Origin of the sequence: Haloarcula sp. CBA1122, assembly GCF_009741785.1 — an archaeon.
GTDB classification, from domain to species: Archaea; Halobacteriota; Halobacteria; order Halobacteriales; family Haloarculaceae; genus Haloarcula; species Haloarcula hispanica.
On sequence record NZ_WPCB01000065.1, the window covers coordinates 1 to 14,914 of the forward strand.

At 64.9% G+C, this 14,914-nt stretch carries 17 protein-coding genes and 1 pseudogene; 12 read left to right on the top strand and 6 right to left on the bottom strand.

Annotated elements, in window-relative coordinates:
* A partial coding sequence (locus GJ630_RS17605) for an isoaspartyl peptidase/L-asparaginase (protein WP_197427664.1) occupies positions 1 to 204 on the top strand: 204 nt, incomplete at its 5' end.
* Between the two features lie 43 nt (positions 205 to 247).
* Entirely contained in the window at positions 248 to 1,144 is an 897-nt protein-coding gene (gene map, locus GJ630_RS17610; RefSeq protein ID WP_014039607.1) for a type II methionyl aminopeptidase, read from the top strand.
* A gap of 178 nt (positions 1,145 to 1,322) precedes the next feature.
* Here the strand turns inward: map and GJ630_RS17615 are convergent, their stop codons facing one another.
* Complete coding sequence (locus tag GJ630_RS17615) at positions 1,323 to 1,520, bottom strand: hypothetical protein (protein WP_004518623.1); 198 nt, start codon at positions 1,518 to 1,520, stop codon at positions 1,323 to 1,325.
* 243 nt (positions 1,521 to 1,763) lie between these two features.
* Between GJ630_RS17615 and GJ630_RS17620 the strand changes: the two genes are divergently transcribed.
* From GJ630_RS17620 to GJ630_RS17635, 4 genes are all read left to right on the top strand, one after another.
* The gene (locus tag GJ630_RS17620; protein ID WP_050037592.1) at positions 1,764 to 2,300 is read left to right on the top strand and encodes an HIT domain-containing protein; all 537 of its coding nucleotides are present in this window, start codon (positions 1,764 to 1,766) and stop codon (positions 2,298 to 2,300) included.
* A 131-nt stretch (positions 2,301 to 2,431) separates the two neighbouring features.
* Complete coding sequence (locus tag GJ630_RS17625; protein ID WP_014039609.1) at positions 2,432 to 3,319, top strand: Rieske 2Fe-2S domain-containing protein; 888 nt, start codon at positions 2,432 to 2,434, stop codon at positions 3,317 to 3,319.
* Positions 3,320 to 3,365: 46 nt separating this feature from the next.
* Positions 3,366 to 4,280 (top strand): cation diffusion facilitator family transporter, encoded by a 915-nt coding sequence (locus GJ630_RS17630; RefSeq protein WP_014039610.1) that lies wholly within the window; start codon positions 3,366 to 3,368, stop codon positions 4,278 to 4,280.
* A gap of 33 nt (positions 4,281 to 4,313) precedes the next feature.
* Positions 4,314 to 4,700, top strand: a complete 387-nt coding sequence (locus tag GJ630_RS17635; protein ID WP_191450557.1) for a DoxX family protein — start codon at positions 4,314 to 4,316, stop codon at positions 4,698 to 4,700.
* A 43-nt stretch (positions 4,701 to 4,743) separates the two neighbouring features.
* On the opposite strand, the gene GJ630_RS17640 is transcribed toward GJ630_RS17635, so the two are convergent.
* Positions 4,744 to 6,027 carry a tRNA (N(6)-L-threonylcarbamoyladenosine(37)-C(2))-methylthiotransferase gene (locus GJ630_RS17640; protein ID WP_191450567.1) on the bottom strand — a complete coding sequence of 428 codons (1,284 nt, stop codon included), beginning with the start codon at positions 6,025 to 6,027 and terminating at the stop codon, positions 4,744 to 4,746.
* A 50-nt stretch (positions 6,028 to 6,077) separates the two neighbouring features.
* Positions 6,078 to 6,773 (bottom strand): deoxyribose-phosphate aldolase, encoded by a 696-nt coding sequence (gene deoC / locus GJ630_RS17645; protein ID WP_146417570.1) that lies wholly within the window; start codon positions 6,771 to 6,773, stop codon positions 6,078 to 6,080.
* A 162-nt stretch (positions 6,774 to 6,935) separates the two neighbouring features.
* Here deoC and GJ630_RS17650 point away from each other — a divergent pair, with 162 nt between their 5' ends.
* Positions 6,936 to 7,772, top strand: coding sequence for a DUF63 family protein (locus GJ630_RS17650; protein WP_191450569.1), 837 nt, complete (start codon positions 6,936 to 6,938; stop codon positions 7,770 to 7,772).
* A gap of 6 nt (positions 7,773 to 7,778) precedes the next feature.
* Here the strand turns inward: GJ630_RS17650 and GJ630_RS17655 are convergent, their stop codons facing one another.
* Positions 7,779 to 8,192 (bottom strand): hypothetical protein, encoded by a 414-nt coding sequence (locus GJ630_RS17655; RefSeq protein ID WP_191450572.1) that lies wholly within the window; start codon positions 8,190 to 8,192, stop codon positions 7,779 to 7,781.
* A 694-nt stretch (positions 8,193 to 8,886) separates the two neighbouring features.
* Between GJ630_RS17655 and GJ630_RS20385 the strand changes: the two genes are divergently transcribed.
* Positions 8,887 to 9,012, top strand: coding sequence for a hypothetical protein (locus GJ630_RS20385; protein ID WP_256369596.1), 126 nt, complete (start codon positions 8,887 to 8,889; stop codon positions 9,010 to 9,012).
* A gap of 1 nt (position 9,013) precedes the next feature.
* Here the strand turns inward: GJ630_RS20385 and GJ630_RS17665 are convergent, their stop codons facing one another.
* A complete protein-coding gene (locus GJ630_RS17665; protein ID WP_014039617.1) occupies positions 9,014 to 9,235 on the bottom strand; it encodes a hypothetical protein in 222 nt (73 codons plus the stop codon).
* An 86-nt stretch (positions 9,236 to 9,321) separates the two neighbouring features.
* Between GJ630_RS17665 and GJ630_RS17670 the strand changes: the two genes are divergently transcribed.
* Positions 9,322 to 10,047 carry a nucleoside phosphorylase gene (locus GJ630_RS17670; protein ID WP_004518634.1) on the top strand — a complete coding sequence of 242 codons (726 nt, stop codon included), beginning with the start codon at positions 9,322 to 9,324 and terminating at the stop codon, positions 10,045 to 10,047.
* Between the two features lie 112 nt (positions 10,048 to 10,159).
* Complete coding sequence (locus GJ630_RS17675; protein ID WP_064288257.1) at positions 10,160 to 11,674, top strand: HPP family protein; 1,515 nt, start codon at positions 10,160 to 10,162, stop codon at positions 11,672 to 11,674.
* On the opposite strand, the gene GJ630_RS17680 is transcribed toward GJ630_RS17675, so the two are convergent.
* Positions 11,671 to 12,879, bottom strand: a complete 1,209-nt coding sequence (locus GJ630_RS17680; protein WP_050037598.1) for an NAD-binding protein — start codon at positions 12,877 to 12,879, stop codon at positions 11,671 to 11,673. The genes GJ630_RS17675 and GJ630_RS17680 overlap by 4 nt on opposite strands.
* 29 nt (positions 12,880 to 12,908) lie before the next feature.
* Here GJ630_RS17680 and GJ630_RS17685 point away from each other — a divergent pair, with 29 nt between their 5' ends.
* On the top strand, positions 12,909 to 14,189 hold the full coding sequence (locus GJ630_RS17685; RefSeq protein ID WP_064288258.1) for a potassium channel family protein: 1,281 nt from the start codon (positions 12,909 to 12,911) through the stop codon (positions 14,187 to 14,189).
* Positions 14,186 to 14,914, top strand: a pseudogene (locus GJ630_RS17690) (potassium transporter TrkA); the annotation flags it as partial. The gene GJ630_RS17685 and the pseudogene GJ630_RS17690, both read left to right, overlap by 4 nt.

Genomic DNA, 14,914 nt, shown 5'->3' on the forward strand with positions numbered 1-14,914 from the left:
GAAGGGGAGGCTATTGCCCGGTTCGGCCTAGCCCGCCGCGCCGTCGAACTGCTCGACACGTACGGCCCGCGACAGGCCGCCGAGGAGGCGATTGCGGCGTTCGAGGACGCTACTGGCAGGCGCGCCGGCGTAATCGTCCTCGACCACGCCGGCCACACCGGAGCCGAACGCAACACCGCCGCGATGCAGACCGCGACGAGATAGCCAGAGGGAAACCCCTTTGGCCGCCACCGACTAACCGGCGTGCATGACTGACGTGGACTTCGATTCCGAGCAGTACGAGAAATGCCGTGAAGCAGGCGAGATTCTAGCACAGGTACGTGACGAGGCAGCCGAACGCGTCGAGGTGGGCGTCTCCCATCTCGAAGTCGCCCAGTGGGCCGAGGACAAAATCAAGGAGTTGGGCGGCAAGCCGGCGTTTCCGGTGAACATCTCCATCGACGAGGAGGCGGCCCACGCCACGCCCGAGCGCGACGACGACGCAACATTCGGCGAGGAGATGGTCAACCTCGACATCGGCGTCCACGTCGACGGGTGGCTCGCCGACACCGCCGTGACGGTCGACCTCTCCGGGCAGGACGAACTCGCCGAAGCGCCCGCCGAGGCCCTGGACGCCGCGCTGGACGTTGCCGGCCCCGGTGTCGATGTAGGCCAGATCGGCGCGGCCGTCGAGGAGGTCATCGAGGGGTACGGCTACAACCCCGTCGTGAACCTCACCGGCCACGGACTGGGCCACTGGGAGCAGCACACGTCGCCGAACATCCCGAACCGCGAGGTGGCACAGGGTGCAACGCTCGACGTGGGCGACGTGGTCGCCATCGAGCCGTTCGCCACCGATGGCCGCGGTAAGGTGCAGGAAGGGGCCGACGAGGAGATTTTCGCCCTCGAACGGGAAGGGTCAGTTCGGAACCGGCAGGCTCGACAGGTCCTCGAACAGATTACCGAGGAGTATCGGACCCTCCCCTTCGCGGCCCGCTGGCTCGATTCGCCGCGAGCGGAGATGGCGCTTCGCCGCCTGAAACAGCAGGATATCGTCCACGGTTATCCAGTTCTTAAGGAGCAGGACGGGGCCTACGTCAGTCAGAAGGAACACACCGTTATCATCACCGAGGACGGCTGTGAAGTGACGACCCGTTCGCGGTAGCGTGAACACCGGCTTCGAACCCGCTGGACTGACACCGGACTCCGCTTCTTGAGCATCCACAGCGACATCTCTCTGTGGCCGGTGTGAAAGGGTGTGATGGGTGGGGGGTGTGGCCACGCGAGTCAGAGACCGCGCGGCGTATGGAAACGGTGGGGTGGGGGTGGGGTGTGTGGGATGGTCAGGCGTTGTTCATCCGCGTTGACGTGGTTGTACCACAGATCTGACACTCGCTGACCCGATACGGCTCTCGGGAGAACGCCGCGTTCTCGCGTTTATCGGACTCTGTCTGTATCTGGACACGCACGGCGTGCGGTGTCTCGCGGTCACACGTCGAACAGTGTTCAGCCATGTCAACGCCGTCGTTTATCGCTGCCATCCCGCCTGATACAAGCCGGGTACGGAGTATAAAAACCACCTTCAGTTCTGGTCCGTTCAGCACTGTTTATCGCCAGATAGCGGCCGATTTTTTCGGATTGCTGCCTTAGAGAGGACAAGAATGTTTAAAAGCCCATCTAAGGCTATAGAATCCGGTCTACGACCGTGAACGGCCAACACTTTTATATAGAGCTTCTGCGGCAACAGTCACGTTGTTTTTGCTGGTGGGTCGACAACTGGCGGTATGGACAAGGTGTTCGCGCCGTGGCGCATCGAGTGGGTCGAACGCGAGGAGACGAACCCCGATGTCGACTGCGTGTTCTGTGCGTTTCAAGCGGGGGACGACGACCGGGCGAACAACCTCGTGGCACGAAGCGACCACGCCTTCGTCCTCCTGAACAACTACCCCTACAACCCCGGGCATGTGATGGTCATTCCCCACACCCACACCGGCGAGTACGGCGACCTCGACGACGAAACCCTGCTCGATCACGCCCGACTGAAACAGCGGACCTTCGATGCTCTCGAAACGGCGCTGTCCCCGGACGCGTTCAACGCGGGGCTGAACCTCGGTGGCTCCGCGGCCGGCGGGTCGATTGACGACCACCTCCATACTCACGTCGTCCCGCGGTGGAACGGCGACACCAATTTCATGCCGGTCATCAGTGACACGAAAGTCATCGTCGAGGCCGTCGAAGAGACGTACGACCGGCTCTACGCTGCGTTCGCATCACAGGACGGGACAACCGCTCCTGACGACGGGGCTGTCCGAATCGAGTAGTTCGGCCGGCCGGCCGTACCGACAGAGACGCGGTCTTCGTCCGTGGGACTGTGGTGAAACGGCCGATTTCCGGTAGCTGAAAAGCATCGGGTGGGCCTTTTTCAGTAGACGCCAAACTGTCGTATGGTCCCATGACGCAAGAAGCCCCTCCAAATCACGGCCAGCGTGATAAGTACCCAGCCCCGTCCGGTCGCCGCCGCTTCGTCAAAGGACTGGTCGGTGCCAGTGCATTGTCGGGAGTGACGACTGTCGGCGGCTTCGCAGTCGACGCAGCGACTGACCAAGGCGGTGTCGGTGGTGGTACCGTGTCCTATATCGGCATCCAGAACATCGCTGGCCCGGCGAACCGACCGATGCCGCTCGTTCCGCTGGAGATATCCGATGGCGCACTCCGCGGAAAGTGGCCGTCCGTCTCGGAAGTGACCACGGGCGGTGATACCTTCCGTATCGCCAAAGCGGAGTTGGGCGGCGTGACGTATTCCCAGCAGTGGTTCCAGTACTGCGGGCTCGAAGTCGCCGCGGGACTCGAGCCAGACCCCGAGCGTGACGGGTTCCTCAGGTCGAAGGCGGCATATGACTGGCAATCACAGCTGAATGACGGAGATAAACTCCGTGTCGAGCACTTCGAGGACTACGAGTCTTGGGGAAACGATATCGGTAGCGACGGTCTCGGCAAGCCAGCGGTCGCGACCTGGCGTTCACAGGGCGAGGACGTCAAAGAGATACAGGTGCAAGTGTTCCGGACACCTGCTGTCTCGAAGATGGTCGCCGGTGACGACGAGTATGCCGACCTCGCCGGTGAGATACGCGAGTTCCTGGACGCGGCCACTGCTAAGGATTTCATCGCATGGGTGAACCGCTGTACGCACCTCTGCTGTAATCCCGGGTATAAGACGATGCCCGGAAGCGCGAAGTTCGAGGCTGCCGACAAGGTGTACTGTAACTGCCACCAGTCGGTATACGATCCGTTCTCGCCGACGACGGCAACTTTTGCGTCGCGGCCTCGGCCACAGGGATAGCTCAGTGTCGAAGCGGCTTTGACGGCGGCCCGACAACGGGGGAGCAATGTCACGCCGCGCGACGCTCAGGCGGGTCGGCCTGCTCGTTCTCGGCGTCAATCTCCTCCTCGTGCTGCTGAAAGCCAGCGTCTGGCTCACCACCGGGAGCTTCGCTGTCCAGTCCGAGGCGGTCAACAGCGCCGCCGACACCGCCTACTCGCTGGTCATCGTCGCTGGGCTGTACCTGACGACGCGCCCGCCGGACTTCGAGCATCCCCACGGCCACGAACGTATCGAGCCGTTCGTCTCGCTGTTCGTCGCCGCGGGTATCTTTTCCGCTGGCGGGTTCGTCCTCTGGAACGCCGGTACTGCCCTGCTGACCGGGAACATCTCGGTAACACAGGGGCCAGCCGCCGTGCTCGTGCTCGCCTTCTCGGCCGTCGCGAAGTACGCCCTCTACCGCTACTGTCTCCGCGCGGGCACGGACCGTAACTCCCCGGCGCTCATTGCGACGGCGAAGGACAACCGCAACGACATCCTCACCGCGGGAGCGGCGCTGGTCGGCGTCGGTGGTGCGATGGCCGGTTACCCCATTGCCGACCCGCTGGCTGCGCTCGTCGTCGCCATCGGCATCATCTACACCGGCATCGAGGTCGTACAGGAAAACGTCACCTATCTCGTTGGCGGCGCACCACCGGAGGACCTCCGGCGCGAAATTCTTCGCCGCGCGCTGGACCACCCGCAGGTCCGAGGCGCACACGACGTTATCGCCCACTACGTCGGCCCCGAAATCGACGTGAGCCTCCACATCGAGGTGGAAGGCGACCTGACGCTGTTCGAGGCCCACGACATCGAGACGGCGGTCATCAAGTCCATCGAGGAACTCCCGGAGGTCGACGACGCGTTCATCCACGTCGACCCGAAGGAACTCGGCGAGTGGAAAGACGACGAGGAAGTGGAACGACTCGCTGACCTGGAGTGACGTTTTAGTAGCTTCCGTGCCATGCCGTAGCATATGAGTGACGACTCATCACGTAGCTGGCTCGCGCTTGGACGACTGTTGTTCGGCCTCGGTGTGGCCCTCCAGGCCGCTGAGGACTTCCGCGATATGGAGGACGCAATCGAGTACGCTGAGTCTGCGGGTGTCACCGCGCCGGACCTGCTGGCCCCGCTGGCCTCGGGGATGATGCTGGTCGGCGGGCTGGGGACGGCATTCTGGCGGCTCCCGCGCGTTTCGACCGGTGCCGTCGCCACGTTCCTCGCCGTCGTTACCCCGACGATGCACGACTTCTGGAACGCCGACCCGGACGACAAGAGTGGTGAGCGCCTGGCTTTCTTCGGCAACCTCGCGATGTTCGGCGGAGCGATAGCGTACCTTCGTGAAGCCTACAGCGGTGACTGACGGCTCGGTCGATTCCGACTGAAAATTCGGGCTGCCGACCCGCTCAGTCCGCGACCTGCGCCCGCTCGATCGGCTCGCCGAAGGCGTAGACGGTGTTGTGGCTCGTGATCTCCACGTCGACCGTGTCGCCGATTTCGAGGCCGCGCTCCTGTGCGTCGGCGATGACGACCTGTCGGTAGGCCTCGTCGTAGCCCACCAGCGACTCGTCGGTACCGTCCTCGACGAGCAACACCGAGGACGTGTGGCCGACCATCTCCTCGTAGGCCTCGGCCATCAGCTCCATCTTCGCCTCGCTCATCTCCTTCGAGCGGTCCTTCTTCGTCTGGCCGCCCAGGCCTTTCATGTCGGCGGCGTCGGTGCCGGGCCGCTTGGAGAAGCGCGTGACGTTGATCTTCTCGGGCCGGGTCTCGCGCAGCAGCGCCATCGACTCCTCGTGGTCGGCCGGCTCCTCGGTCGGGAAGCCGACGATGAAGTCCGTCGACAGCGTCCAGTAGTCCAGGTGGTCGTCCAGCGTCTCGACGACCTCCAGATACTCCGAGACGGCGTGCTGGCGGCGCATATCGGCCAGCACGTCGTCACTGCCGGACTGGACCGGCGCGTGGATGAAGTTGTACAGTTCGTCGTGCTCGGCGAACACCGCCGCGAGTTCCTCGCGGACGCCGTGGAGGCCCTTCGGGTTCGCCATGCCGACGCGTACCCGGAAGTCACCGTCGATGTCGGAGCAGATGCGGTCGAGTAGCTCCGGCAGCAGGCTCGTCCCCTTGTTCGTGTCCCAGCCGTAGACGCCGGTGTCCTGGCCCGTGATGCGGATTTCCTTCGCGCCGGCGTGAACGAGCGCACGGGCCTTCTCGACGTTCTCCTCGACCGACGGCGACTCGATTCGCCCGGTCGCCTGCTTGGTGATGCAGTAGGAGCAGTCCGACATACACCCCCGTGCGACGGGAAGGATACCAACGACGCCGTTGAGCACCGTTTCGGTGTCCGGCGTGATTGTCGGGCACTCGCCGTTGAGGACGTACTGGGGCACGTCGTCCCAGTGGAGTACCTCCGCGTCGACGTCGGCGCTCTGGAACTCCTCGCCCTGTGCGAGCGCCATACAGCCCGTGATGACGAGGTCGGCCGGCGTTTCTTTGTCGAGTTCTTTGGCCCGTGCGAGCATGTTCCGCTCGGTTTTCTCAAGCACCGTACAGGTGTTGAGAATCGCTACGTCAGCCGACTCCGGCCCGTCGGCGGGATGGTGCCCGCCCTCCCGGAGCGCCTGCTCGATCTGCTGGGTCTCACCTCTGTTCGAGGTGCACCCGTACGTCTCGATATGATACCGGGCCATTCATCCAGACACTATCGCCAGGACGGCAAAAGGGCGACGGATTAGACCGGTCAGTAGCCGTCGGTTGTGTCCGCGTCGTCTCGGTCTGTCTCCGGTTTGGTTGGAGTTTCGCCCTGCGTTTCGGCCTGCCACTCTCGGACGATAGTATCGCCGCTAGAGGCCCCGATACGCTCGGCCCCGGCCTCGAACATCGCCTCGGCGTCGGCCCACGACCCGACGCCGCCGCTGGCTTTCACCGGGAGGTACTTGCTGAGGATCTCCACGTCGTGGACTGTCGCGCCGCCCTCGCTGAACCCCGTCGCGGTCTTGAGATACGCGGCGTCAGCGTCTGCGACCAGTTGGCCGACCCGTTCGAGTTCGTCGTCAGAGAGCAGCGGCGCTTCGACGATGACCTTCACGGGAACCGGGACGCTGGCGACGACCTCGGTGATGTGGTCCCGGACGGCGTCGTCCTCGCCGGCCTTGAGTAGGCCGATGTTACACACCATATCCAGTTCGTCGGCCCCGGCGTCCCAGGCCAGTTTGGCCGCCTGACAGACGCTGTCGGTCTGGCCCTGGCCGTGAGGGAAGTCGATAACGGCCGTGAGTGGGACGTTCGCGTACTCCGTCGCCAGCGGGAGGTAACACGGCGGAATACACGCCCGCATCCCGTACTGCAGCGCCTCGTCGAGGCAGGTTCGTACGTCGTCCGGTGTCGTCGTCGGGCCGAGGACTGTATGCTCGATGCGGTCTGGAATGTCGTCCATACCGCGGGGTGACACGCGGTGTCTACGTAAAGACGGCGGGCGGCGGACGGTGCGGGCCGGGTGTCCCGCTGTAGTGGCTGTCCGCGATAGCCGCTCGTACCGGTGTGCCCTCCGTCGGTCTCGTTCGGAAGGTTTTCCCTCGTCGGCGTCGGCGTGAGGGACATGGTACTGCCTTCGGGGTTAGCGCTCCCGCCGCTTGAGTACACCGTGGCGCTGCTTGCGGGCACACTCGTGGTGACAGCGCTGTTGTACGCCCTCGAACCACCGATCGACCAGCGGACCGTGGTCGCCCTGACGCCGTGGATGGCACTCGGCGGCGCGCTCCACGCGTTCCACCAGCCACCGATTGAAGCGTACAGGCCCGTGGTCGCACCGCTGTTCGGCGCACCGGCGGTGTACCTCACGACGTTCGTCACACTGGGTGTCGTCTGGATCACGCTGACGCTGTTCAGCGTCCGGCGCGGCCACAGCGAGACGATATCGCGCAATCTGGGGTACATCGGTATCGGACTCCTGACTGTGTTGCTCGTCATCGCCGTCGTGATGGCACTGGAGTCCGGCCTGCTGGGGCTCATCTGGCCGACTGTCGCCGTCGTCGTCGCGACTGTTGTCACCGCTGTAACGGTGCTTGCGGTCGCGCTGTGGCGGACGCCGGTCGTGGTTCGGATGCGCTATGCGGCCCCGACGGTCGTGTTCGCGCACATGCTTGACGGCGTCTCGACGGCGGTTGGCGCTGACGTTATTGGGATCACGGAACGAACACCGATCCCGGCCCGAATCATGGAGTTCGCCGGCACGCTCCCGACGGCCCCGTATCTCGGCAAAGGCTGGCTGTTCGTGTTCGTCAAGCTGCTTGTGGCGATTGGGGTCGTCTTCCTGCTGGATGACTACCTCGAAGAGGACCCGGTCGAAGCGAGCCTCCTGCTCGCGCTCGTGACCGCCGTCGGTATCGGCCCGGCCACGAACAACATCGTCCTGTTCCTGTTCAGTCCGGTCTGAGGGCGGCTACTCTGTGACCGAATCGCTGCGTCGCTCCTGCCGTTCCTGTTCGAGCCGCTGACACCCGAACACGAGCGGCTCCGGCATGTCCGTCGCGTTCGACTGCAGCGATTCGAGCACGACGGCCACCTCCTCGAACCGTGGTCCGCGACCGGCGACCAGTGGCTCTGCATCCCACGTAATGAACTCGTGGTCGGACAGCATCGGCAGGTGACAATGGTACAGTTCCTGTCGAAGGACCGCCGGGTCGCGCGGGACGTTGGGGTTTACGGCACTTTCGGGGAGTGGGACGGTCTCGTCGGGGTGGGCGTCTGACAACGAGATGACGAGCTGCCGCCGCGGCTCGGCCGTAACGGCCTTGAAAACCTCGTCCCAGCGTCTAATCACCTGCTTCCCGTTCTGGTAGCGTTGCTGTGTCATAGTATAACTTACCACATATAACCGGCCGGCGACATATATATCACCGTGGTGTAATATATTGAGTGAATTGAACGGCGAGGACAGCTGTCCCCGATTGACCCGAAACGACACAGTTGAGGGTACTGAAACGGGTGTGATAACACCTGGGTCCGCATACCGCACTATCTCATCACCCTATGTATCCTGTCTGACTCTGCGGTACTACACTCGACAGTGCCAGAGCCGTCGGTGATATCTCGGGAGGGTATCCTCGCAACGGACTATCCCGCCACCAGACCTGTCGTTTCTGCTCTCCCCAGCCGCATGACACAATGCTCATTGGCACTGCGAACAAGGGACGATACGTGCTTGACTACCCCCTCACGCAGTGGGCGTTCGTCTGTGTCGTCGCCGGTGCGGTCGTCGGTCTGTTGTTGAACATCCCGATGATGACACAGGACCAGGGGTACCTGCCGGCGCACGTCGCCGCGGCCGGCCTCACTCGTGCTGACCCGGCCGCAGTGGGCCGTCCGCTCGCCGCCGTCGTGCATCACGGCACCGCCCTCGTTGCGGCACTGCTCTACGGCGCGGTCGTTGCAGGCCTCTCGTCCGTGCTTCCGACGCAGTCTCGCTCAACGGCGTCCCGCTGCTACCGCACATTATCGGCGTTGCGGGCGTCACCGCGTTCATCTACTACTTTTTCGCCCGCATCGCCATGCCTCGCTTCGGCGGCAGCGTCCGGGACGATGCCGACGAGATCATTCGACAGTGGGCGCTCACGGCGTTCATCTTCGGGACGGCGCTCGCGCTGTTCGTCCCGGTGCTCGTCACCTGGCTGTAAGCTACGTATCCTCGACCCGCTTCGAGAGGTTTCTGTAGGCTCCGAGATACAGGAATACGCTGGCAAGGAGCGCGAACGGGACGACGAGGGTCCACGAGGGGCCGTCCGGCGTTCCCGCGCCGACGGTGTAGCCGGTCAGCAGTCCGAGGACGACTCCGGCGGCGAGAGCGATACCCGCCGGTCCTCGCATCCGCCTGTCGAACAGCGAGAGATCGTCTGCCATACGTCCGCTCTCGCGGCCGTCCTACCTCACTGTTGTGAACGACGGGAATCCACTGACTACTAAATAGTTCCGTGCGACTGGCCTGTATGGCGAAACAACCGCATCTACTCGTCGAACCGGGTGACCTGACAGACATCGCGCTCGTGCCGGGTGACCCCGGGCGTGTCGACCGCATTGCGGGCCTCTGTGACGACCACGAGGTCGTCGCGGAGAACCGCGAGTACAAACTCGTCAATGCGACCTACGACGGCCGCGAACTGACGATCTGTTCGACCGGCATCGGGTCGCCCTCGACGGCCATCGCCGTCGAGGAACTGGAAGCTGTCGGCGTCGAGACGCTCATCCGCGTCGGCACGACCGGCGCGCTTCAGGAAGGCATCGAAATCGGCGACATGGTCGTCGCTAACGGCGCTGCCAAGGACGAAGGAACGTCCCAGCGCTACGAATCGAAGTCCGTCCCGGCCGTCCCGGATTACGACGTGCTCTCGTCGCTGGTCGACGCCGCCGAGGCGAACGACGAGGACGTCCACGTCGGCCCCATCGCCACGGACGACGCCTTCTACGCCGAGACGGACGAGTACATCAACGACTGGGAGGCCGCTGGCCTGCTGGCCGTCGAGATGGAGGCCGCCGCGCTGTTCTCGCTGTGTCGTCGCAAGGGCCTGCGCTCGGGCGCTATCTGTACCGTCGACGGAAACCTCGTCGAGGGGACACAGAAGGGCGAAACTGAGGACGAGGAACTCCCCGAGAAAGCCAAGAACAACGTCGAACGCGCCATCGAAATCAGTCTGACGGCGACCACGTCGCTGTAAGCGTCGGAACCGCTGGGTTCTGCGAGCGCCCGTCGGGGGTGTCCCGTGTGATCGGTCGGTCGCGCCGCTTCCCGGCGGAGGGCTTAACAGACGTTCTCCCGTGGGAAACTGTATGCTCGACCAGTTCCGGAAGCGACTCAACGCGGCGGTCAGACGGCTCCGGCGGGTCGAGCGCCGCGAACTACAGGACTTCAGACGGTGGGCCGAGGTGACCGAAAACCTCGTCCACCTCTCCATGCTGGTGTTCGTCCCGCTGGCTATCGTGCTGGTGACGACGCTGGCGAACGCCGTCCCACAACTAAGCTTCCTGCTGTTCCCGCCGCTTGCAGCGGGGTCGTACACGCTCTTCGTCGATCCGACGAGCAAGTACTCCGACCCGAAGCGGTTCGTCGCGGGACTCACCATCGGTGCGGTCTGCGGGCTGGGCGCGCTCGCCGTCTCGAACAGCTACCTCACAGCCCCGGGCGGCCAGTTCGGCGTCAGCGCGCTCGGTGCCGGTCTCGCCGTCTTCGCGACCGGCGTGGTCACCTGGCCGCTCGACATCGAGGAGCCGTCGTCGTACTCCACCGCCCTGCTGGCGCTGCTGGTCGAACCGAGCCAGCGGGCGGCGTTCGTTGTCAGCATCTTCCTCGCGAGTTCGCTCGTGGCAGCCCTCTTCGTCGTCTGGCGCGAGGAGTTCTACGAGCAGCGGGCGACGTACCTGTACGAGTCGATGTCCGGCGACGACCACGTCCTCGTCCCGATGCGCGGCGACTCGGCTGGCCAGACAGCGATGCTGGGCGCGCGGCTCGCGGCTGCCCACGAAGCCGGGAAAGTCGTCTTGCTGGACATGGTTTCGGACAGCGACGCCGCCACAACCCAGCAGTCGCTCATGCGGGACACGATACAGATGGACATCCGGTCGGAGAACGGGTCCGGCTCGCCATCGGCCCGGACTCGTCCCGTCGCTGACGGCGGTAACCCAGCCAACGCGTCGGTATCACCCGACCAGACTGACCTCGAAGCGGAGGTCGACTGGCTAGAGACCCACGCCGACCGCATCGAGACGCGAACGGGCGTTTCCTGTCAAGTCGTCGTCGCGAGCGACGACGGGTCACCGGCGCAGACGACGCTGCAAACCGCGGCCGAAACCAACTGCGACCTCATCGTCGCGCCCTACGAGAGTCGACACGGGGCGCTGACGTCGTATTTACAGCGGCTGTTCCGCAGTGAGAGCGACATCGTCGTCCATCGGTCACGGAGCGACCGGACCCGCTGGAAGCAGGTCATCGTCCCCGTGCGGTCTGTCAGCGACGTGGCCCACAATATGGTCGACTTCGCCACGCGACTAGCCGGCCGGAGCGGGCGGGTCGCCGTCGCGACCTGTATCGGCTCCCGCGGGGACCGCCGCCGGGCCGAAGAGATGCTCGCGGACCTCATCGAACCGTACGAGGGGGCGTTCGAGACGCGAGTCCCGCGGACGGACATCCAGACGTTCCTGACCGATACCGCCCCACAATACGACCTGGTCATGATCGGGGCGAGCCGCGACCGGAGCAAGGCGTCGCGGTTCATCTCGCCGCCGACGTTCGAACGGTTGGAGGACGTGGAGACGGACGTCGCTATCGTCGACCGCGGCCGGGCCTAGATATCTGCGTCGTCCTCGTCGTTCACGTCGAGCAGGTGGTCGGCGATGTTCTCCATCCCCTCGCGACCCAGTGCAGACTGGACGATGAGGTGCCCGCCCAGCACCGCCGGGCTGATGACTGTGTCCGCGCCCGCCCGGCGGAGCTTCTCGATGTTTTCGCGGTCGGTCGCCCCGGCGACGATGTTGACCTCCGGATTGAGCGTCTGTGCCGTCAGTATCGCCAGCGCGTCCTGTGCGTCGTCGTTCGTCGCCGCGACGACCGCCGCGGCCTCCTCGATACCGGCCCGTTGCATCGGCTCTTCGTCGCTCGGGTCCGCGGTCAGAACGGGGATGTCCTGTTGTTGGAGCCGCGTGGCCGTCTCCGTGTCCGGCGTGATGACCACGAAATCGATTGCGCCGGTCAGTTCCTCGATGATCGGTTCCGTCAGGTCGCCGTGGCCGAGCACCAGTACGTGGTTCTCGAGCAAGTCCAGTTGTGCGTCAGTCATGTTTCCGAGTGCCTCCGAAAGCCGCTTCTCGATTGCCGGGCCCAGCAGCGACCCCAGCGCGATGGCGAAACTGGCCGTCCCGAGGACGACCACCGACATACCGAACAGTATCGCCTGCTGGCTCTGTGGGGTCATGTCGCCGTACCCGACGGTACTGGCCGTGACCAGCGTGTAGTAGAACGCGTCGGTCGCCGTCGAAAGATTGGTGAACTCGTCCCGGAGCGCGTACGATCCCGCCGTCCCGTACATGAGCGAACCGAGGAGTGCCGCGCCCGCGGCCAGTTGCGCTGTCGAGAGGTCGACCGACCGGTCGAACCGCCGCCGGTTCAGCAATATTACTGGGAGCGAGAGCAGCGAGAGCGCGACGAGCGGTATCGACACCGCCGAACTCGGCACTGGGCCGATAAACGGGAGCGGCACCTCCGAGTTCTGCACCAGCCCTTGAACCGCCGCGACGGGAAGTAAGACGACGGTCGCGTACCACGCGACCCGCAGGCGGCGACGGAGTCCGACGACGCTAACGAGTAGCGTGAATCCCGTGAGCGCACCGGTGAACCCGGCGGTGCGCTGGATGCTTCGCGGAATGAGGTCTCCGAGCGGCCCGCTGATCGACACGGCACTGATGTTGACCACACCAGTGACGAACGACAGCACTGCCACCAGGACCGGCAAGAGTATCGTTGCGCGCGCTCCCAACCAGTTCCGCGGCCTGTCCATACCCATCCAGATTACAGCGGTGGGTGTAAATGTACTGTCCGCGGGCCGGAAGCGATTTACTACCGGCCACGCAGGATGTGGACATGGCTTCGCTCCCGGTCGAGGTGTTGATGGGGATCTATCTGGGGTTGTTGGTGGGAGTGATACCGGCGCTCGTGTCGTGGGCGCTGGGGTTCAGTTTCAAGTACTTTACCGGCATTACCGTGCCGGGGTTCGGTGTTGTCGTGCTGGCAATCGCACTTGCCGGCGTCAGCGGGGGCCTCATGGCACTGGCAGACAAGTCGATTACGCAGGCCCCCAACGCCGAGCGAATCATTACTGCAATCGTTCTCGTCGGGATGGTGTCGCTGTACGCTCACAGCAAGGGCGACCAGCTCGGGGCGGAGTTCCCGAAGCGGCTCTCTTTCCAGGGGCTCCGCGAGAAGAAACTCTCCGCCGATGTGGTCGAATTTGTCGGCGGCCGCGACGAAGTCCGTATTCGCATCGTCGGCGACGTGGCCGACATGGAAGGGTATCCTGCGCTTGCGGAGCCGCTCCGGGCCGAAATCCGCAGCGAGGAGTGGCGGTTCCCGGCCGACCTCCGCATCGGCGAACTCGAACGCCGGATGGAGGAGCGGCTGAAATCGGAGTTCGACCTCGGCGACGCCGCCGTCTCCATCGACGAGCAGGGGCGAGCGACGGTTGTCGCCGCGCCGCCGTTTTCGGGCCTGTCGAAGCGTGTGGGCGACAACCGTCACGCCGTTTCGGTGGACGCGCTGTTGCCGACCGGGCTGGCCCGAAACGATGAGGTGACAGTGCTGACTGAGGACGCACAAGTTCGGGGAACCGTCGTCAGTGCCCGGTCGACGCCGTCGGCCGACGAGACACCAGCCGAGACCCCGACGGAACCGGAAATCGCTGACTCCGAGACGCCCCCAACGCCGGTACAGGCACCGACGACTGACGGCGGCGAGGGCCGGCTCACGGTCGCCGTGACCCGGACGGACGTGCAACCACTCCTGCGGTCGGCTCAGCCAAAGGTCGTGGTCGAACCCCGCGGAACCCATCGGGAGTACGAACTTGTCTCCCTGCTCCGTCGGGCCGGAAGCCGGTTTCGCCGTCTCACAGTTCGCGCCGACGGCCCGCTGGATAGGACGACGCTCCGGGACGCCAAAGTTCGGGAGGTCTACGACGTTGCCATCGTCGCTATCCGGACGGCGGACGGTTGGCAGGTCGCGCCACGCGGCGACGCGGCTGTCGAGGCCGGCGACGAACTGTACGCGATTGGCCGCCGCGCCGACCTCGACGCCTTCGCGGAGGCGGTCGCATGACGCCGCTCGGCCTGACACTGCTCGCACAGGTCGGTGCGAACCTGCAACTGGGGACGGTGTCGCGGGCGCTGGTCGAGGGCGTTGTCTGGCTCCTCGTCATCACGCTGCTCGCCGCGACGCCGGCGGGCGCTATCGCCGTCTTCTATCGCTGGTACGTCCGCGAACGCATTCAGACCGGGCTGGCGGTCCTGTTCGGCCTGACCGCGGTCGTCCTCGTTATCGGCGCGACGACGGCGCTCAGCGAGGTCATCGCCCAGCGCGAGGACGTGCTGGCGGCCGGTGCAGTCCTGTTGAACCTCGCTGCGTTCCTCGCCGGCGGCGTCGGGGCCTACGGCGGGATGCGTATCGGGGACCGACTGGGCGTCGACCTCTTCGCCGCGACCGGCGGCCGGAACATCGACGCTGACGTGAGCGAAATCGTCCAGACCGTCGGCCGCGTCACGTCCGTTCGCCTGCCCGAGGATATCGACGACATCATCGGTTACGACCCGATGCCAGACGAGACCAAAGAGACGCTCGCGAACCGGCGCTTTCTCTTCCCGCGGCGGCTGACGAAAGACGAACTCCGGGACCGCCTGGTCGTCCGCCTCAAGACCGATTACGGCGTCGGCCACGTAGACGTCGAACTGGCCGACGACGGCAACGTCGACTACCTCGCCGTTGGCTCACGGGCGGCCGGCATCGGCCCGACGCTGCCGCCCTCGACGAACGCCGTCGCCATCCAG